Source organism: Streptomyces sp. NPDC034037 (genome assembly GCF_055575715.1).
In genome coordinates, this window is record NZ_JBVISC010000006.1 from 265,951 (window position 1) to 284,592 (window position 18,642).

The following is an 18,642-nucleotide window of genomic DNA, read 5'->3' on the forward strand; positions in this document are numbered from 1 at the left end:
TCTCGAAATCGGGTCGCCCCGAATTCCCTGCGTTCCCTGCGTTCGCCGCGGTCACCGCGGTCACGGTGCGCACCGCGTCAGGACGCGAGCGGCAGCACGCTCGCTCCCTTGGCGTCGAGCGCCAGGCGATTGGCCGCCCAGCCCTCTCCCGCCAGGCGTGCGACCTTGTCGGCCGCACTGTCTTCGGCCAGCGCGAGGACCGTGGGGCCCGCGCCGGAGATCACCGCGGGTACGCCGTCTGCGCGCAGCCGCTCCACCAGGGCGGCGCTCTCCGGCATGGCCGGCGCGCGGTACTCCTGGTGCAGGCGGTCCTCGGTGGCGGGCAGCAGCAGCTCGGGGCGCCTGGTCAGGGCCTCGACGAGCAGGGCCGCCCGGCCCGCGTTGGCGGCCGCGTCGACGTGCGGGACGGTGCGTGGGAGCAGGCCGCGCGCCGTCTCGGTGAGGACGGGCTTGCCGGGGACGAAAACCACCGGAACGATGGAACCGGCCGGTTCCATCCTGATCGCCCGCGCGGCTCCCGCGTCCATCCAGGAGAGGGTGAAACCGCCGAGCAGACAGGCGGCGACGTTGTCGGGGTGGCCCTCGATCTCGGTGGCGAGCTCCAGGAGCGCCGCGTCGTCGAGCCTGGCCTCGCCGCCTATCGTCACGGCGCGGGCGGCGACGATGCCCGCGCAGATGGCGGCGGACGAGGAGCCGAGGCCGCGGCCGTGCGGGATGCGGTTGGCGCACACGATCTCCAGGCCGCGCGGCTGTCCGCCGAGCAGGTCGAAGGCGGTGCGCAGGGAGCGTACGAGCAGATGCGACTCGTCGCGCGGGAGGGTGTCGCCGCCCTCCCCGGCGATGTCGATGTTCAGGCCGGAGTCGGCCACCCGGACGACCACGTCGTCGTACAGACCCAGCGCCAGGCCCAGGGCGTCGAAGCCCGGACCGAGGTTGGCGCTGGTGGCGGGGACGCGCACCCGGACGGCGGCGGCGCGGAACGCTGGACCGGCCATCGCTCGATGACTCTCCTTGAGCTGCGTGTTTTTGAGGCTGCGTAGTTTCGTACGTGCCACATGTACAAAAGACCCGAAGGCCGCGCACTACGGCGGCACCGCGGCATATGCGGCGGGGCGGGTTCGGTACAGCCTATCGAAGGAAGGTTCTGTGGCGACATAGGGCGCACAGGAGGCGCACGATGCGTGTCGTAAGCCCCCTGTGCCACCTCTCGTATGCGCCCGCGGGGTTACGCCAGACCGAGGCGCTCGGCGGCGGTGGCCGCGTCGACCGGGACCGTGACCGGCTGCGGGGCGCCCGCGACGGCCCAGTCGGGGTCCTTGAGGCCGTTGCCCGTGACCGTGCAGACGATCTTCTGGCCCGGGTCGACCTTGCCCTGCTCGGCGGCCTTCAGCAGACCGGCGACCGAGGCGGCCGACGCGGGCTCCACGAAGACGCCCTCCTGGGAGGCCAACAGTTTGTAGGCGCGCAGGATCTCACGGTCCGTCACCTCGTCGATGAAGCCGCCCGACTCCTCGCGCGCGTCGAGCGCGTACTGCCACGACGCGGGGTTGCCGATGCGAATCGCGGTGGCGATCGTCGAGGGGTCCTTGACGATCTCGCCGCGCACGATGGGCGCCGATCCGGAGGCTTGGAAGCCCCACATACGGGGGGTACGGGTCGACACCGAGTCGGCGGCGTACTCCTTGTAGCCCTTCCAGTAGGCCGTGATGTTTCCGGCGTTGCCGACGGGAAGGACATGGATGTCGGGGGCGTCGCCGAGGGCGTCCACGATCTCGAACGAGGCGGTCTTCTGGCCCTCGATGCGGAACGGGTTGACGGAATTGACCAGCGCCACCGGGTAGTTCTCGGACAGGGACCGCGCGAGGTTCAGGCAGTCGTCGAAGTTGCCGTCGACCTGGAGGATCTTCGAGCCGTAGACGAGCGCCTGGCCCATCTTGCCGAGCGCGATCTTGCCCTGCGGCACGAGGACCGCGCAGACCATGCCGGCGCGTACGGCGTAGGCCGCGGCGGACGCCGACGTGTTGCCGGTGGAGGCGCAGATGACGGCCTTCGCGCCCTCCTCCTTGGCCTTGGTGATCGCCATGGTCATGCCGCGGTCCTTGAAGGACCCGGTGGGGTTGGCGCCCTCGACCTTGAGGTGGACCTCGCAGCCGGTGCGCTCGGAGAGCACCTGCGCGGGCACGAGCGGCGTACCGCCCTCGCGGAGCGTCACGACCGGCGTGGTGTCGGAGACCGGAAGCCGGTCCCGGTACTCCTCGATGATTCCGCGCCACTGGTGGGTCATTGCTGCTTACTCCCCTTCAACCCGCATGATGCTGGCGACACCACGCACGGTGTCGAGATTGCGCAGCGCCTCGACGGTGCCGGTGAGGGCGGCGTCGGGCGCGCGGTGGGTGACGACGACGAGGGAGGCCTCGCCGTCCTTGCCCGTCTGACGGACCGTATCGATCGATACGCCGTGCTCGGCGAAGACCGTCGCGACCTGGGCGAGGACGCCCGGCTTGTCGGCCACGTCGAGGCTGATGTGGTAGCGCGTGACGACCTCGCCCATGGAGCCCACGGGCAGCTGGGTGTACGCGGAGTCGCCGGGCCCGGTGGACTCGGCGAGCTTGTTGCGGCAGACGGCCACCAGGTCGCCGAGGACGGCGGACGCGGTGGGCGAGCCACCCGCGCCGGGCCCGTAGAACATCAGCTGCCCCGCGGCCTCCGCCTCGACGAAGACGGCGTTGTACGCCTCGCGGACCGACGCCAGCGGGTGGCTGAGCGGGATCATCGCGGGGTGCACGCGCGCGGTGACGGACCCGCCGTCGGCGGCCCGCTCGCAGATGGCGAGCAGTTTGATGGTGCAGCCCATGCGTTTCGCGGACGCGAAGTCGGCGGCGGTGACCTCGGTCATTCCCTCGCGGTACACGTCGTCGAGGCGTACGCGCGTGTGGAAGGCGATGCCGGCGAGGATCGCCGCCTTGGCGGCGGCGTCGAAGCCCTCGACGTCGGCGGTGGGGTCGGCCTCCGCGTACCCGAGCGCGGTGGCCTCGTCCAGGGCCTCCTGGTATCCGGCGCCGGTGGTGTCCATGGCGTCGAGGATGAAGTTGGTGGTGCCGTTCACGATGCCGAGGACGCGGTTGACCTTGTCGCCGGCGAGGGACTCGCGCAGCGGCCGGATCAGCGGGATGGCGCCGGCGACGGCGGCCTCGTAGTAGAGGTCCCGCCCGTGGTCGACGGCGGCGGCGTGCAGCGCGGCGCCGTCCTGCGCGATGAGCGCCTTGTTCGCGGAGACGACGGAGGCGCCGTGCTCGAACGCCGTGGTGATGAGGGTCCTCGCGGGCTCGATGCCGCCGATGACCTCCACGATCACGTCGATGTCGCCACGCTTGACGAGGGCGGTCGCGTCGGTGGTGATGAGTGCGGGATCGATTCCCTCGCGCACCTTCGACGGGCGGCGGACGGCGACCCCCGCGAGCTCCAGGGGGGCGCCGATCCTGGCCGTGAGGTCGTCGGCGTGCGTCGTCATGATGCGCGCCACCTCTGAGCCGACAACACCACAGCCCAGCAGCGCCACCTTCAGCGGACGCGTACGCATCATCCGACCTCACTTCTCATACAACTACAGTGGGACCAGTCTCACCCACCGGAACGGACTTTCTGTCCAATGTCCGGATCCTGAGACATCTATTTCATCTTTTTCGTCATCCGACGTCCAGCCGCAGGAGATCTTCCTCCGTCTCGCGCCGCACGATCACCCGCGCCGCACCGCTGTCGACGGCGACGACGGGCGGGCGCAGGGCGTGGTTGTAGTTGCTCGCCATCGAGCGGCAGTACGCGCCGGTCGCGGGCACGGCGATCAGATCGCCGGGCGCGAGGTCGGCGGGCAGGAAGGCGTCGCGCACGACGATGTCACCGCTCTCGCAGTGCTTGCCGACGACGCGCACCAGCATGGGCTGGGCGTCGGAGGAGCGGGAGACGAGGGCGACGGTGTACTCGGCGTCGTAGAGCGCGGTACGGATGTTGTCCGACATGCCGCCGTCCACGGAGACGTAGGTGCGCAGCCCTTCGAGGGGCTTGACGGTGCCGACCTCGTAGAGGGTGAAGGCGGTCGGACCGACGATGGCGCGCCCGGGCTCGACGGAGATGCGGGGGGTGCGCAGCCCGGCGGCCGCGCACTCGCGCGTGACGATCTCGCCCAGTGCCTTGGCGATCTCGTGCGGCTCGCGGGGGTCGTCCTCGGAGGTGTACGCGATGCCGAGGCCGCCGCCGAGGTCGATCTCCGGGAGCTCCACGCCATGCTCGTCGCGGACCTCGGCGAGCAGCTGCACCACGCGCCGGGCGGAGACCTCGAAGCCGGCCATGTCGAAGATCTGCGACCCGATGTGCGAGTGGATCCCGATCAGTTCGATGCCGTCGAGCCTGAGGGCGCGCCGCACGGCCTCCGCGGCCTGCCCGCCGGCCAGGGCGATGCCGAACTTCTGGTCCTCGTGCGCGGTGGCGATGAACTCGTGGGTGTGCGCCTCGACGCCCACGGTCACGCGGATCTGCACGCGCTGGCGGCGGCCGAGCCGCTCGGCGATGTGCGAGACGCGCACGATCTCCTGGAAGGAGTCGAGCACGATGCGCCCGACGCCGGCCTCGACCGCGCGGTGGATCTCTTCCTCGCTCTTGTTGTTGCCGTGGAAGGCGATGCGCTCGGCGGGCATGCCGGCGGCGAGGGCGGTGGCCAGTTCGCCGCCGCTGCACACGTCGAGGTTGAGCCCCTCCTCGTGCAGCCACCGCACGACGGCCCGGGAGAGGAAGGCCTTGCCGGCGTAGAAGACGTCGGCGTCGGTGCCGAAGGCGTCGCGCCAGGCCCGGCAGCGGGCGCGGAAGTCGGCCTCGTCGAGGAAGTACGCCGGGGTGCCGAACTCCTCGGCGAGCCGGGTCACGGCGATGCCGCCCACGCTGACGACGCCCTCGGCGGTCCGGGTGACGGTGCGGGACCAGACCTTGGCGTCCAGGGCGTTCAGGTCGGTCGGCGGCGCGGTGTAGTGGCCCTCGGGCAGGACGTCGCCGTGGCGGGGGCCTGCGGGGTGTGCGGAACGGCTCATGGCTCGCTTGTCTCGTCTCTCACGGGTGGCACGCGGGACTCGTGGCTCTCGGGCGTCGCGGGTGTCACGGGCGTCACAGGTGTTCGGGCGCGCTCGTGGCTCACGGGGGTCACGGATGTCACGGGCGTCACAGATGTTCGGGCGCGCTCGTGGCTCACGGGGGTCACGGATGTCACGGGCGTCACAGGTGTTCGGGTGCGCTGATGCCGAGCAGGGACAGGCCGCCGACGAGCACCGTCCCGGCGGCTTCGGCGAGCGCGAGCCGGGCGCGGTGGGCGGCCGAGGGTTTCTCGTCGCCGAGCGGCAGCACGAGGTGCTGGTAGGCGAGCAGGGCGTCGGCGGTGCCGATCAGATGCCGGGCGAGGCGGTCCGGGGCGTGGTGCCGGGCGGCGGCGGCGAGGGTTCGGGGGTGGGCGGCGAGGTGGCGGAGCAGTTGCTCGCCGGGGGCGGTTTCGGCGCCGGGGGCGGTTTCGGCGCCGGGGGCGGTTTCGGCGCCGGGGGCGGTTTGCTCGTCCGGGGCGGCTTGGGCGCCGGGGGCGGTGGCGTGGGGAGTGGGTTCGCTGCCCGGGGCGGTGGCTCGGGGGGCGGTGTCGCCAGGGGCGGAGGTGAAGCCCAGTTGGGCGGCGTTGCGGGTGAGCGCGCGGGCGCGGGAGTGGGCGTACCGGACGCGGAAGAGGGGGTTGGCCTCGCGCTGCGCGAGCTGGTCGTCGCCGCCCTGCTCGGGGGCGAGGCGGGGCCGGTCGTGGGCGGCCGGGTGGAGCAGCGCCCAGCGGGCGGCGTCACGGCCGAGGCGCAGGGGGTCCGACCCGGCCGGGGCGGGGACAGGACGCAGGGTGGGGAGCGGCCGTGGGGGACGGCCGTGGGCGTCGACGCGTACACCGAGGAGGTCGACCCAGCGCGGGTCGGGAGCCGCGTCGCAGGTGACGCGGACGAGGACGCCCTGGGAGCGCAGGATGCGGCGGACACTGTCGGCGAGGACGACGGCGCGCAGTTCGTGGGGGGTGTGGAGCTGGGCGGTCTCCCCGGTGTCGGGATGGACGTGCCCGTAGCAGGTGCCGCGCCGGAGGATCTCGCGTACGAGGGTCTCGGCGGGCGCGTCGGCGAGGGTGATGTTGAGGAACCCGGGCCCGGTGACGTCGACGCCGGCGATGCCGGGCTCGGCGGCGATCCGCGGTGACAGCAGCTCGGCCACTTGCCGGGGGGGCCGGCCTGCGGCGCGGGCGACCTGGAGGGCGACGTTGGTGGCGTAGTCCCCGTGCCCCCCTGGCCGGGGCGGCTCCACCAGCACCCTCTCCGGCACGACCACGCTGAGTTCCCCCACGTCAACGGCATGACGCAGGGCACGCAGCACGGTGCGGGAGAGCTCGACGGGGGTCACGGGGACAAGCGTATGGGAGGAGGGGGGTGGGTCGGCGACTCGGTTTCCGGGTGGTCTTGGGATGTGGACGGCCTGTCCGGTCCTGTCCCGGCTCTGCGGCTCGGTCAGCCGCCGGGCCGGGCGGCGGGCTCGGCGTCACCGGGGACGCCGGTGTCATCGCCACCGCCATCGCCATCGCCATCACCGGCGCCTGCGCCTGCGCCGCCGTGGGCGGAACAGTCACCCATCGAGCTGGGCCCGAACTCAAGCCCACACCCCCGGGGCTGGGCGTCACCACCGCCCGCATCGGCATGCGCGACGTGACGCCGGTCGACCTCCTCGGACCCCTCGGCCCCTCCGCTCCCCTCCGACTCCCCCGACAACTCGCGCCCCACCAATTGCCGTACGACGGTGACGAGTTCACTCGGCTCGAAGGGCTTGGCGAGAAAGGCGTCGACGCCGACCTCCAGCCCGCCCTCGACCTCGTACTGCGTACAGGCGCTGACGACGACGATGGGCAGCTTCCGGGTCCGCGCGTCGGCCCGCAGCAGGGCGGCGGTCCGCAGACCGTCGAGCCGGGGCATCACGACGTCGAGGGTGATGACGTCGGGCTGAACCTGATGGACGACGTCCAGGCACTCGGCACCATCGGCCGCGGTCACGACCTCGAAGCCCTCCAGCTCGAGATTGACCCTGATCAGTTGCCGAATGACCTTGTTGTCGTCCACAACAAGCACGCGGCCGGGCACGCCTGGCACAACTCGAGAGTAGGTCCGCGGCCCCGACCGCGTCCCGGTTTTCCCCACTTCCACCTCCCGGGAGCCGCCTCCCACCCGCCCCCGGCCCCGTGACCGCCGCGCTCCCCCGACGCCCGTCGAAGCGAAGAAATACCTGTTCATGGAGAGCCCCGGAGAGCTGGTAGGGTTCTACCCGTCGCCGCGCAACGCGACGATGCGCCCCCGTAGCTCAGGGGATAGAGCAACGGCCTCCGGAGCCGTGTGCGCAGGTTCGAATCCTGCCGGGGGCACTCGCCGGATCACCTACGAAAATCCGTATGTGACCAGGGCGGATGCCGACTTGAGAGAGCGGGAGTCAGTCTCACTGACTCCCGCTCTTTCTCGTTGCCTCTCAGTGTTCGCGACACACCTCCGACACAGTTTCTAGGCCGCGCTGGCGTCGCCCTCCGACCACCCCATGGTCCTCTCGATCTTCTTGTTGTCCTCCGCCTCGCTGTTGTCGATGCAGCCCGCGTAGTGCCGGTCGATGACCTCAGGGGACGTGCCCGCACGGCGAGCCACCTCCGCCACGGGGAGCCCGGAGCGCAGCCAGTCCGTGATGCAGGTGGCACGGCCGTCGTACGGCCTCCGCGCGAGCGGCGATGCCACCTTGTGCGGCGGAAAGGCGAGCGGGCGAGCCTCCTGCCAGACACGCCAGTAGCTGGACGTGCCCACCAGGCCGCCCCGCTCGTTCTGGAACAGCCGACCATCCGCCGCCGTACCGAACTCCTTCACGTGGGCCCGGAGCATCGCCACGAGTACGGGCGGGATGGGAACGGGTCGGTCGGTCTCAGGGTCCCGCATCTTCAGCCCGCGCTTGTCATGGCGCTCGCCTGAGTCGGTCCACTTCTTACCAGATACGGGGCGAGTCTCCCGAAGAGTGAGCACGCCCCATCCGGTTTCGGGTAGGTGGCAGTCATCAAGCCTCAGCGCAACGACCTCCGCCGGGCGCATGGCCGCGTACAGAATGCACCCGAAGAATGCGACCAATCTCCTCCCCCGGTTTCGGTGCACCGACCCGACATAGGAAACGGCAGTGAGGAAATCGCGCCCCTGCCGAGCATTCATGAGGACACGCGGGTCAATCGCTCCGCGCCCCGCTGTGGCGTACCGCTCCAACTCCGCAATAGGGTTCGATTCGAGGTATCCACGCTGGACCGCATAGTTCATTGCCGCGTTGAATCCTCGGCGGCGACGCTTGTACGTGTCCTTCGCTGCCAGCTTTCCGTCGAGCTTGTAGGCGAGCCTGTAGTGAACATCCTCAGCCGTGTCGGAGGTTGTGAGCGCCGAGAGCGGCAGGGCGTTTTCAGCGAGCCAGGCACATGCCTTCTCCAGGCCGGGGGGCGGCTCCTCGTCTGCATGGGACGGGACAACAGACCACCGCACAGCACGCCGCACGGTCAGAGCGTCCGGAACGTCGGCCCCCTCCCCCATCATCCCCAGAGCCGCAGACGCCAGGCTGTCCGCGAACCCTTCGCGCGTCTTGGCCGCCGCCGTACGCCACCGACGCTTCATGAACTCCCGAGCGAAAAACCACCAGTTGGGATCGTTCTTCGTCTTGGCCTTTTCCGCTTCGGCAGCTACTGCGTTCCGGACTTCGGACTCGGGCAGACCCGATTCGATCTCGAAAGCTTCGCCGCGCCTGTTCATGGCGTTCCACAACTCGTTCCGGCGACTTTCGGCGAGTGGGTACGTGGCGAAAGTCCCGCCCCATACTCGTCCCTCCACCACCCAACGAACGCGCCAGGGGCGGGATTTACGCCCGGTTTTCGAAATCTCCCACAGCTTGACGTCGAATGTGTAGCCCGGCCGGGCTGACCCACGAGGGCGCCCGGCCGTGCTGTTGTTCGCGGTGCTCACGCAGCGTCCTCCCGCTCCGAGAGCCAGCGCTCGTACTCGGATTTCCGGATTCGGATATCACCGTTCGGAAGCTTGATGGAGCGGGGGGCCTTTCCGAGTTGGCGCCACCGGTAGAAGGTCGCCGGGGCAACCTTGAGGTCGGCCAGCACTTCCTTGATGGTCAACTTCTCGTCCCTCGCGCGGACGCTCATGCCGCGGTCCTCTCTTCTGTTGTGGTCGAGGGTGCGTCGGGGGTCCGGATGCCTGGCCCCGGTCTCTCAGGTCCGCTACTTCCGCTACCGCCGCTACCTCGCAGGTCAGGGGCCTGTTGGAGGTAGCGGATGGGGTGGCGGTAGCGGGAAGGTAGCGGCGGGGTAGCGGCAACCGGGGGCGGTTGCCGCTACCGCATCACTGCTGGTCAGGCCGTGTTTTCGGTGCCGGGTAGCGGAGGTAGCGGACTTTCGGGGGGAGGGGGGCAGTAGCGGGCCCACGCGTCCCACAGATCGGCGGCGTAGTAGCCCTTCAGGACGCTGCCGGCGGCCTTGATGTTGCGGGAGGTGATGGGCTCGTTGTCCGCCGTCATGTACTCCGCGAGCATCTTGGACAGGCGCCGGTTGTCGAGCGGCTTGCCGTGGAGGTCGGCCCAGGGGGCGTCGTCCAGGGCGGTGAGCCGGTCGAGGATGGCGATGGTGGGCAGACGGTCGATCCCGACCATGACGTGGTCGCGCAGGTCCGTGAGCAGCCGCACGCCCATGCTGCCTTTGTCGTTGGCGCGGGAGGCGGTCACGAGCGTGACGCATGCGGCGCGGGCCCGCTCGGGCCAGTGGCCACCGGCCGCGTCCGCGATGGCGAGCAGGGGTTCCCACACGTCGGCGGGCCGGTCGGTGACACCGTCGGGCATCTCGGGCCACGCGCCCATGACTTTGTCGCGGGCCTGCTCCGTCCACTGCGCGAGGCGGTCGCGGAGCGCGTGTCCTTCGGCTTCGTGGAGGCGGGCGCGGAAGGCCTCCACGCGTTCGTTGCGGGCCCTGCGGCGCATCCGGATGATGACGGAGCGGGTCATGATCGTGTCCGGGAGTGCGCCGAGTCCGGCGACCGCGACCGCGCAGTAGGAGGGGAAGGCCTGCACGGTCTGGTTGCCGCCGTCACCGATGCACCGGTAGGTGACGCCGGTGCGGCGGTGGCCGGCGTTGAGGAAACCGCGCAGTTCCTCGTTGTCCCCCGCCTTGGGCCCGAAGACGGTGTCGATCTCATCGAAGAGGATCGTCGGCCGTCCGTTGGGGTTGGACACGGACCGGAACAGGGCGGCCGCGGAGGCGTTGACCGCCGTCATGGGCTGGGGCACGAGGGTTTCCACCACCTCCAGCGCCCGCGACTTCCCGGAACCGGGTTCCGGGGAGAGGAAGGCCAGGCGGGGGGTGGAGTCGAAGCAGTCGAGCAGGTGGGCGTGCGCGTCCCACAGGGCGACCGCGACGTAGGCGGCTTCGGTGGGGAAGACGTTGAAGCGGCGGTGGAAGGCCTCCACCTCGTCCAGCAGCGCGGCGCCAGCGGTGTGGTCGGTCATGCGGCGGCCCTTCCTTCCTGTGGAGCACGCAGGGGGCACACGGCGCGGTGGGCGCCGTGGTCGGCAATCAGGGCGAGCACCTTGCCGCGCCCGACCGCGCTGCGGTTTCGGCCGCACTCACACGTCGAGGTGGCGATGGGCACTGCACCGCGCGGGGCGCAGATGTGCAGCCACGCGATAGGGAAACGCCCGTCCGGGCGAGGCAGCGTGGTCGTGCGCAGGTCAGGGCGAACAGCAATGGGGACGCCTTCGGCGACGCCCTTCGGAGCGCCCACGGCCGGACGCGGTCCCCCCTGTTCGGCGGGGCGCGGGCCGGTCGGGGCCGACGGGATGCCTTCCAAGGCGGGGCGGGGCGGGGCGGTCATGCTGCCTCCCGCGCTCGCACCGTGCGGGCAGAGCCGTCCAGGGCGCTGCGGACGGTCGCGCGGCACTCGGCCGCGGTGAGTCCGCTCGCCTCCCCCGCCCCTTGGAAGGCCTCTTCCACCACGTGCCGGGGGATCTCGCCCCACGCAACGAACCGCCCCACCTTGAAGGCGCACCGGTTCAGCGTCGTGTTGCGCTGTTTCTCCGGTGCCGCGGCGACGACGGCGCACTCAGCTTCGAGCGCGGCGAGCGCCGCACGACTCCCGTCGACCGCGGGGAGCCTCAGAGGGCCCGTAGAGCGCACGGGGACCGGTTTCAGGATGGTTTGCAGCCATTCGGGCACAGGGGCCGCCAGAGAGCCACTCAAAGCTTCGTAGGTTCCGGCGGGGGTGGCGCTGCCCGCAGCGACGACGTACCCGCCCCATGCCCGCGTGTCCACCAACCCCTCAATGGTTCCCGCGGTGTTGGCGTACCGCGTGCCGTGCGGGGCGGTGAAGTACAGGTGCGTTCCGCCGCTCGCAGTCCGGACCCGGTAGGTGTCAGGGACGGCGTGCCCGGCGCGCTCGCAGAGCGCTTGAAAGGAAGTGGCGCCGTCAGGCGCTCCTTTCAGGTCTTCAGGCTTGGGCATGTCCAGGTCGATGACCAGCAGCCCAGACGGGCCGGTGGCAACGGCGACGTTGTACGGGGCGTGCGACCAAGTGGCGCGGATGCGGTCCGCGTTGGTGGTGGCCCGCTGCTCCCACTTGCGGTGCCCGCCGGCGCACGGGCCGGTACGGGGACAGGCGGCTTCGCCGTGCAGGGCGGGCCGCTTCGTGCCGGGGCGGAGCGGAAAGACGTGCCAGCCACGGTCTGCCGCATCCAGGGCAGCGGCCAACAGGCACTCTCGCGGATTGCCGGTCGGTTGAGTCATGCTGGAGACCTCCATCAGGTCTGATGACAGATGGGTAGACAAGGGCGGCCCCAGTTCTTTGGCGAGATGCGGGGGCCGCCCTTGGTTGTTAGCGGAGGATGACGACGGCGGTGGCGTCGTCGCGGTAGCCGTCGGTGTCGTCTTGCGCGGCGGCGGCCAGGGCGGCGGCGAGCGCGGCCGGATCGGCCTCGTACTCGCGTACGAGGCCGGTCAGAAGGTCGGTCGGGATCTGGTCGTGGATGCCGTCGGTGGTAAGGATGATGAGCTGGTCGCGGATGCCAGCGGTGTAGACGGTGCCGATAGTCGCGCGGGCGAGGCTGGTGCGGAGCCAGTTGTCGTGTTCGCGGGCGATTTCCAGTGCCACACCGTTGGCACGAAGCTGGGCGCCCACGGTGTGGTCGTCGGTGTACAGCTCCAGGCGGCGGCCGTTCCAGCCGTACGCGCGGGCGTCGCCGGTCCAGTTGACGACGGTAATGCCGTCGTCGGGGACGGTTCGGGCGGCGACCGCGACCGCGTCCGCCTCCTTGCCGTCGGCGCCCTTGTCGGCGATCAGTTCGGAGGCGGTGAGGAGTCCGGCGAGCGGTCCACGGCGGGCGGAGATCCGGGCGGCGACCTCGGCGAGCAGCGGGGCGGTGGTGGAGGTGTGGGGGCCGTGTCCGATGCCGTCGATGATGGCGGCTCCGACCGTGCCGTTGGCCAGCTCGTAGACCTTGGCGGCATCGGCGTTGTCGGCGGCGGTTCCCTCGCGGGTGGCAAGTCCGGTGCGGATCATGTGTGCTCCTGATTCAGCGGGGGTGTTGGTTGGTGGTCTTGGCCCACACACCGTTCGTGCGGCTGTGGACGGTGCGCTGGTCCTGGTGGACGGGGCCCTGGTAGTGGTGGTGGATCTCGGGGGCGGGCTTACCTCGACGGGCAAGGCGGGCGAGGGCGAGCAGGAGGGCGGTGGGGGCGCCGAAGACAAGGCCGCAGACGATCGGGTCGGCGAACTGCGAGACGTACATGAGCACGCCCGCCGTGCCGCCGACCATGACGGTGGTGGCGCCGCCGGTGAGCATGAGGACGCTGGCGTCGGTGGCGCTCTGGCTCATCGGGGGCCGTCCGGGCTGGGCGACGGGGGTGGTGTCGCGGTAGGCGTCAGCGATGATCCGCCGCGCTTCTGTTTCGGCCTGCGCGTCGGTCAGGCCGGCGCCCGTGGCGCCCGTCTTGGGGGTGGCTTCGGGGTACATGCGGAATCCCTTCATCGGAGCGTTCAGGGAGGCGGAGGCACCCCCTTCCGGGGGTGCTGTGGAGGGGGTTTCAGGGGTGCTGACCTGCGCACCTCCCTGCCTCCCTGACTGATCATTTGTGCAGGTCAGGGCCAGGGAGGTGGGTCAGGGAGGGGGTGAGGGAGTTCTCCCTGTCTCCCTGGCCTGGCAGGGGGCGCCTCCCTGTCGTCAGGACGCGGAAGCGGAACCCTCGCCGTCGCGGTTGGCGAGGGCGCGTGCGAGGCGGTCGCGGCTGACGACCATGACGCCGTCGGACTTGTACGGCTCCGCTCCGGTGCCATCGAGCACACGCTTGAGGTCGATGAACGACCAGCCGCCGTAGGCGTCCGCGTTGAGTGTGCCGAGGCGGGAGAGTACATCCTTCGTGCGCACGCGCTCCGCCGTGCCGAGCACGGACGCGATGTCCGCGAGCGGGTCGCGGCCCTCGCCCCGGTCGATGGCGTGCAGGGTGGTGACGCCGTCGCGCAGGGCCTTGGCCCGCTCGGTGATGGCCTTGGCGGCATCGTCATCGATGTAGTGCGTGCGCACGGTGATGGACGACTGCCCGGCCGGGATGGTGATGCCGTCGGAGGCGACGACCAGCGTTCCCCGGTCCAGGCCGGGGCGCAGAAGGTTCGGGGCGGCGCCGCCGTCGACGGCCTTGTCCCCGAGTGCCATGCGGGCCTGCTGCTCGGTGCCGAGCGCGAGGGAGGCGCGGGTGTGGGCGCCCTCGCGGACCAGCTTGGGCAGGTTTTCGTTGGTCGGGTCTTGGGTGCCCTGCCACATCAGCACGTTCACGGCGCGACCTTGGTTGTGGATCTTGCGGACGGCCATGAAGTACCGGCTGGTGGCCTTGGAGCCGCCGTAGGGCCGCTTCTCGTCGTCCTTGGCCGGGCACATGAACGCCACCTGCGCCTCGTCAACGAGGACGATCAGCGGCGGGAAGGTGGTGCCGGGCGGGGCCTGGATACGGCGGTTCATCTCCTCCACCGCGCCCTCGACCATCTCGGTGACCTGGATGACGTGCTCATCGGTGGGGCCCTGGATCAGGGTGGAGGCGAGGCCGTCGAACATGGCCCAGTCGCCCACGCCCTTCAGGTCGCCCATGAGGAACTGCACCGACCGGTCCAGCGCCAGCCACAGGGCGAGGGAGCGCAGGGCCACGGTTTTGCCCTGGTTGGACAGACCCGTGATCAGAAGGTGGCGCTGGTAGAGGGACAGGGCGGCGGCGTCCCCGCGCAGGTCTTGGCCCCAGGGGGCGCGGCCCTTGGTGTAGTCGGCGGTCATCGTCTCGTCGGTGACCAGCGGCGAGGGGCCAATCGGCTCGTCCAACGCTCCGGAGTCGGCAACCCACAGGCGGACGGTGCGGGCGGCCTGGGGGATGGTGATGAACACCTCGTGCTCATGGCGGGTCAAGTTCTCCGCGAGCTTGCGGCGCCGCTGCTGGACTTCCACCGTGGAGACCCCGGAGGGGAGGGTGACGTCGACTTCGACGCCGCATCCGGCGATGCGGATGGGGCCGAGCATGGCGGCGCCGGCGTCGCCCATCTCCTTGATGGCGTTGCGCAGGGCGGGCACCCCGAGGTCGCGCAGGGCCTTGACGACGATGGAGGGGGTGATCGGCTCGCCCTCACCGGACCGGACGTTGACGGGCAGGGCCCATCCCGGTGCGGCCTGTTGTTTGCGCCCGACGGACCACAGGGCGAGCAGGGCGAACAAGGGGCCGATGGTCAGGGCGGGCCCCCAGACGACCTGCACGATCCGGATGAGCAGGGCGATGAACTCGATCGTCGCGTTGAGCGGGGTGATGACGTCCTTGACGTCGCCGTTGTTGATGGCCATCACTACGCCGAGGGCAACCAGGGTGCCGATGCCCATCCCGGTGCCGACCGCCACGCCCTTGGCGGCGTCGACCGGGGAGCGCAGCAGGTCCATACGGCGGCGGTGGCGCGCGTCGCGGAAGCGTTGGAGGCGCTCCTCCCACTCCTGGGCGACCTCGTAGTTGCCTGCGGCTTCGGCGGCGCGGAGCATGCGTTCGTAGCGGGAGCCGGTGCGGCCGTCCCAGGTACGGCGGGCCACGATCCGGGTCCCGCCGACCACGTACATGCTGTGGCGGACCGCCGCACGGCCCGCCTCGCGGGTGCGTTCGTCGGCGGCGACACGCCGCACGGCACGTCCGGAGCGCACCCACAGCGGAACGGGCGCCGGCGGGGCGGGGTCGGGGACGACGCTCAGCGTGGTCACGCTCGCGGTGTCGGGGTCGGTGTGGGCGGGCGGGGCGGGGTTCTTGTTCAGGTGAACGACGTTGCCGCTCATGGGGGAAGGCTCCTGACTGCCCTACATGGGGCGGAAGGCATGGGGGCGTCGGGGTGGCCGGTTGGGGACCGGCCACCCCGAGCAGAGAGATGCATGAGCGCGCGTCAGGCGGCGGGCCGTGCGCCGGCGGGCGTGGTCACCACCAGCGGGACGGCTTCTTGGGCACGAGGGCGGGGCACCCGTTGACCATGTGGTCGACGCACTGCGGGCAGTCCTCGCGCGGCTTCAGGCGGCGGTGGATGCTCTTGTCGTAGGCGTGCTCCCAGCACTGCGGGCACTCACCAGGCGGCGCGGGCTTGGCGGCCACGCTCACCACCAACCCGACGACTTCTTCGCGGCCTTGGCCCTGGCGTTCTCGTTCACGATGCGCTGCCGTTCGGCCTGCAAGGCGAGGATCTCCGCGTTCAGCCGCATCTCAGCGGCCTTCCAGGCGGTGTCGGCCTTGGTCTCGTCGCGGGCGGTGCTCTTGTGCCGCACCACCTTCACCGAGCTGCTGGCAGCGGCGGAGAGGATGGCGCGGCGTTCGCGTCCGTCCAGCGGCCACATCTCGCGCTTTTGCACGGCGGCCAGCTTGCGGACAGTCGCCTGGATCTCGTGGTCCAGACGTCGGGTGTCGGGCTTACCCATGGCAAGCACTCCTTGGGGAATCGGAATGTTCGGGGTAGGCGCAGGTCACGCACATGCCGAGTGAGCGCGGGATGCAGTAGCCCGCATCGCGGCCGCACTGCGGGCACAGGCGGCGGGCGGCGTTGGCCTTGGCCAGCGCGGCCCACCGGCCCGGCGTCATCGGCCGGACCGGCTTGGCCAGCTCGATGCGGTAGAGGTAGGCGACCAGCGGGCCCCGCCGACGGCGGGGCCGTTCGAGTTGCGCGGCCACCCCCTGGCCACCGGGCCGCAGACCTCGGGCGCGGAGTTGGCGGAGGGTGGCGTAGCCGTCCGGGGCCAGGCGCCACCGGAACACCGGCAGCGTGGCCATCACGCGCCCTTGGCTGTGGCGGCACGCTCGGCGAGGATCGTGTCCCGCAGCATCCGCGCGTTCGCCGGTGAGGTGTGCACGGCGCGGCGGATGCCCTCACCGGTCACCTTCGCGTCCGGCCAACCGGCCGTGGCCGCCCGTGCTTCGGTGAGCAACTGTTCCGGGGTGCGCTTGGGTCGACTCGACTTCGCCACGTCCGGGACACGGCCGGTGGCGCGACGCGGTCGGGTCGACTCGGCCGCCACCGCGCGCCGCTCGACCGGCGCGACCGGGGCCGGATCGATCGAAGGCGGCGGCTTGAAGGGCAAAATCGACTTCAGGAACCCGACCGGCACGGGATCGGGCATCGGGGCCCGCTCCACACTCACTTGCTCGGGGGTCGATACCCCGAGGTCAGCCGTAGACCGATTGCTCACGATCCCGGTAGATTTCTCCGTATTTGCGATCGGTGTGGGCAGCGGGTCGGTCGGGCCCCACACGGGCAGCTCCCAGCGGGCCGTGACGGGTGCGGAGACGCTGGTCAGTGCCCTGCCTGTTTCCGCTCCCTTGCGGGCTGTCTCCAGCGTCGACCACGCTCCGGACAGGGTGCGGGCGGTCTTGGCCTGGACGCGTGCGACGCGTGCCCCGGCCGCCGTCACGGCCATCAACCGCGTCTCCTCCGTGGCCGCTTCCGCTCGCAGACGGGCGCGGGCCACGGCCGCCTCGTCGCGTGCTTCCTGCTGGATGCCCTGGATGGCGTCCAGCGCACGGGAGGTGAGTGCGGTGCGCTCCCACAGGCCGTGCACCAGCCACAGGGCCTTCGCGGCGAGGGGTAGCCAGGCCACGGCCAGCCACGCACCGGAGTGCTCGGCACTGACCGCGTGCGCGATGAGGACTCCGGAGGCGAGCAGGCCGAAACAGAAGCCGACGGCGGTCACGGCACGGTTGTGGTCGCCCTGCGCGGCCAGGCGGCGTTCGTAGGCGAGGGTGGCCAGCCACCCCCCGTCGATGCCGAGACCGACGATCAGGGCGACCGGCCACGGGACCGCCGTCCCGAGCCACATCACGACCACGGCCAGGGTGAGCACCATCGACACGGCCGTCATCGTGACGGCGGGCAGTACGGTCTTCGCCTTCACAGCGCACCCCCCACCGCGATCAGCACGGCGACGACGAGCAGGGCCCCGCCGGCGCGCGTCAGGTCGACCGCCCGCCGCAGGGCCGTGAACTTGGCGACGGCGAGGCGGGCCAGGCCGGCGATGTCCTGCGCGCGCCGGTCCTCGGCCAGATGGGCCGTGATCTCCTCGGCGCTCAGCGTCGCCCACAGCGGAAAACCCACCGGGCGGGCCCCGCCCAAGTTCGGGCGGACCGAGGAGAGCAGCAGGCACGCCGCCGCGAGCAGCAGGGCCACCCCGAGGCCGCCGACCACATAGGCGGGCAGCGGCAAGGACACGTCCTTGGCGATCGTCCACGTCCCCGCCAGCAGTGCGCCGACGAAGGCGAGCAGGAGGCTGACCTTGGTGTCCGTGCGGGCAATCTCGGCCTTCACCTCAGCGTGCGCGGCCGTCAGGTTCGAGTCGATGGCACTCACGCGCCCACCCCCGAAACCCCGCCGGCGGTGGCGGTGTTGGCGAGGAGGCGGCGGGCGGCGAGCGCCTTGCGGCGGGCCCGGCGGATGCGCCGCATGTCCAGCTCGGACGGGACTCGGTCAAGGGTGATGATCTGCGCGTCGAGCAGGTCGACGTCCGCCAGGATGACGGGCATCTCCCGCTCGACCGCGTCCAGCTCCGCGCTCGTCGGTTCCACGAAGTCGGTGAACGCGGTAACAGCGTCCTGGACAGTAATCTGGTTCATGAGTCGTGGTCTCCCTAGCAGGTGGTACGGCTCGACAGCGGCCCCGGAGTTGCACCTCCGGGGCCGCGCGCCGTTCGGGGTAGTGGGGTCAGACGGTGGCGATGATCAGAGCTGCGATCAGGAGCCACAGGTGGTGCAAGGACTGGTCAGGTGACTGCACTAACTCACTCGCCCGTTCATGTTGACGCCGGTCCCTACGACCGTGCCGCGCGCCTGCTTGAGAGCGGCCTTCGCGGCGGCGGCATGGGCTTCCCGCGGAGACAGGCCGACCGGGCCGTCCCAGTCGAGATAGATGGTGATCAGGTCGTCGTCGTCGCTGCCGCCCTGGGGGCGGATGTTGACGCGGGCCTCGTAGTGCTGGGTAGCCATGGTGTGTTCCTCTCCTG

At 71.0% G+C, this 18,642-nt stretch carries 19 protein-coding genes, 1 tRNA gene and 1 pseudogene; 1 reads left to right on the forward strand and 20 read right to left on the reverse strand.

What is annotated here, in order from left to right; all coding sequences use genetic code 11:
* Window positions 1–77: 77 nt before the first annotated feature.
* The 6 genes and pseudogenes from thrB to ACZ516_RS22405 form a co-directional block, all read right to left on the reverse strand.
* On the reverse strand, window positions 78–995 hold the full coding sequence (gene thrB, locus ACZ516_RS22380) for a homoserine kinase (RefSeq protein ID WP_361079388.1): 918 nt from the start codon (window positions 993–995) through the stop codon (window positions 78–80).
* A 230-nt stretch (window positions 996–1,225) separates the two neighbouring features.
* On the reverse strand, window positions 1,226–2,284 hold the full coding sequence (gene thrC, locus ACZ516_RS22385; protein ID WP_358586015.1) for a threonine synthase: 1,059 nt from the start codon (window positions 2,282–2,284) through the stop codon (window positions 1,226–1,228).
* A 6-nt stretch (window positions 2,285–2,290) separates the two neighbouring features.
* Window positions 2,291–3,580, reverse strand: coding sequence for a homoserine dehydrogenase (locus tag ACZ516_RS22390; protein ID WP_358586039.1), 1,290 nt, complete (start codon window positions 3,578–3,580; stop codon window positions 2,291–2,293).
* Window positions 3,581–3,686: 106 nt separating this feature from the next.
* The gene (gene lysA, locus ACZ516_RS22395) at window positions 3,687–5,078 is read right to left on the reverse strand and encodes a diaminopimelate decarboxylase (RefSeq protein WP_361079390.1); all 1,392 of its coding nucleotides are present in this window, start codon (window positions 5,076–5,078) and stop codon (window positions 3,687–3,689) included.
* A gap of 181 nt (window positions 5,079–5,259) precedes the next feature.
* Complete coding sequence (gene nrtL, locus ACZ516_RS22400) at window positions 5,260–6,456, reverse strand: ArgS-related anticodon-binding protein NrtL (RefSeq protein ID WP_469011463.1); 1,197 nt, start codon at window positions 6,454–6,456, stop codon at window positions 5,260–5,262.
* 272 nt (window positions 6,457–6,728) lie between these two features.
* Window positions 6,729–7,163 (reverse strand): annotated as a pseudogene (locus ACZ516_RS22405) (response regulator); the annotation flags it as partial.
* 227 nt (window positions 7,164–7,390) lie between these two features.
* On the opposite strand from ACZ516_RS22405, the gene ACZ516_RS22410 reads away from it, so the two are divergent.
* Window positions 7,391–7,462: transfer RNA gene (locus tag ACZ516_RS22410), tRNA-Arg, on the forward strand.
* Window positions 7,463–7,595: 133 nt separating this feature from the next.
* Here ACZ516_RS22410 and ACZ516_RS22415 read toward each other — a convergent pair.
* The 14 genes from ACZ516_RS22415 to ACZ516_RS22480 all read right to left on the reverse strand — a co-directional run bounded on the left by ACZ516_RS22415 (window position 7,596) and on the right by ACZ516_RS22480 (window position 18,625).
* On the reverse strand, window positions 7,596–9,071 hold the full coding sequence (locus ACZ516_RS22415; protein WP_469011464.1) for a tyrosine-type recombinase/integrase: 1,476 nt from the start codon (window positions 9,069–9,071) through the stop codon (window positions 7,596–7,598).
* Entirely contained in the window at window positions 9,068–9,262 is a 195-nt protein-coding gene (locus ACZ516_RS22420; protein ID WP_150186221.1) for a helix-turn-helix transcriptional regulator, read from the reverse strand. Before ACZ516_RS22420 ends, ACZ516_RS22415 begins: the two co-directional genes overlap by 4 nt.
* A 206-nt stretch (window positions 9,263–9,468) precedes the next feature.
* Entirely contained in the window at window positions 9,469–10,614 is a 1,146-nt protein-coding gene (locus tag ACZ516_RS22425) for a DUF3631 domain-containing protein (RefSeq protein ID WP_469011465.1), read from the reverse strand.
* 361 nt (window positions 10,615–10,975) lie between these two features.
* Window positions 10,976–11,887: a bifunctional DNA primase/polymerase gene (locus ACZ516_RS22430; RefSeq protein ID WP_469011466.1), complete on the reverse strand. Its 912-nt coding sequence runs from the start codon at window positions 11,885–11,887 to the stop codon at window positions 10,976–10,978.
* Between the two features lie 88 nt (window positions 11,888–11,975).
* The gene (locus ACZ516_RS22435) at window positions 11,976–12,659 is read right to left on the reverse strand and encodes a PP2C family serine/threonine-protein phosphatase (RefSeq protein WP_469011467.1); all 684 of its coding nucleotides are present in this window, start codon (window positions 12,657–12,659) and stop codon (window positions 11,976–11,978) included.
* 13 nt (window positions 12,660–12,672) lie between these two features.
* Entirely contained in the window at window positions 12,673–13,113 is a 441-nt protein-coding gene (locus tag ACZ516_RS22440; protein ID WP_469011468.1) for a hypothetical protein, read from the reverse strand.
* 207 nt (window positions 13,114–13,320) lie between these two features.
* On the reverse strand, window positions 13,321–15,447 hold the full coding sequence (locus tag ACZ516_RS22445; protein WP_469011469.1) for an FtsK/SpoIIIE domain-containing protein: 2,127 nt from the start codon (window positions 15,445–15,447) through the stop codon (window positions 13,321–13,323).
* Between the two features lie 136 nt (window positions 15,448–15,583).
* Window positions 15,584–15,760 carry a pRL2-8 gene (locus tag ACZ516_RS22450; RefSeq protein ID WP_469011470.1) on the reverse strand — a complete coding sequence of 59 codons (177 nt, stop codon included), beginning with the start codon at window positions 15,758–15,760 and terminating at the stop codon, window positions 15,584–15,586.
* A complete protein-coding gene (locus ACZ516_RS22455) occupies window positions 15,757–16,074 on the reverse strand; it encodes a hypothetical protein (protein WP_469011471.1) in 318 nt (105 codons plus the stop codon). The genes ACZ516_RS22450 and ACZ516_RS22455 overlap by 4 nt, the downstream gene beginning before the upstream one ends.
* Window positions 16,067–16,423 carry an RRQRL motif-containing zinc-binding protein gene (locus tag ACZ516_RS22460; protein ID WP_469011472.1) on the reverse strand — a complete coding sequence of 119 codons (357 nt, stop codon included), beginning with the start codon at window positions 16,421–16,423 and terminating at the stop codon, window positions 16,067–16,069. Before ACZ516_RS22460 ends, ACZ516_RS22455 begins: the two co-directional genes overlap by 8 nt.
* Entirely contained in the window at window positions 16,423–17,541 is a 1,119-nt protein-coding gene (locus ACZ516_RS22465) for a hypothetical protein (RefSeq protein ID WP_469011473.1), read from the reverse strand. The genes ACZ516_RS22460 and ACZ516_RS22465 overlap by 1 nt, the downstream gene beginning before the upstream one ends.
* The gene (locus tag ACZ516_RS22470) at window positions 17,538–17,993 is read right to left on the reverse strand and encodes a Pycsar system effector family protein (RefSeq protein WP_469011474.1); all 456 of its coding nucleotides are present in this window, start codon (window positions 17,991–17,993) and stop codon (window positions 17,538–17,540) included. The genes ACZ516_RS22465 and ACZ516_RS22470 overlap by 4 nt, the downstream gene beginning before the upstream one ends.
* Window positions 17,990–18,256, reverse strand: a complete 267-nt coding sequence (locus ACZ516_RS22475; protein WP_469011475.1) for a DUF6284 family protein — start codon at window positions 18,254–18,256, stop codon at window positions 17,990–17,992. Before ACZ516_RS22475 ends, ACZ516_RS22470 begins: the two co-directional genes overlap by 4 nt.
* 159 nt (window positions 18,257–18,415) lie before the next feature.
* Window positions 18,416–18,625 (reverse strand): hypothetical protein, encoded by a 210-nt coding sequence (locus tag ACZ516_RS22480; protein WP_469011476.1) that lies wholly within the window; start codon window positions 18,623–18,625, stop codon window positions 18,416–18,418.
* Window positions 18,626–18,642 lie beyond the last annotated feature (17 nt).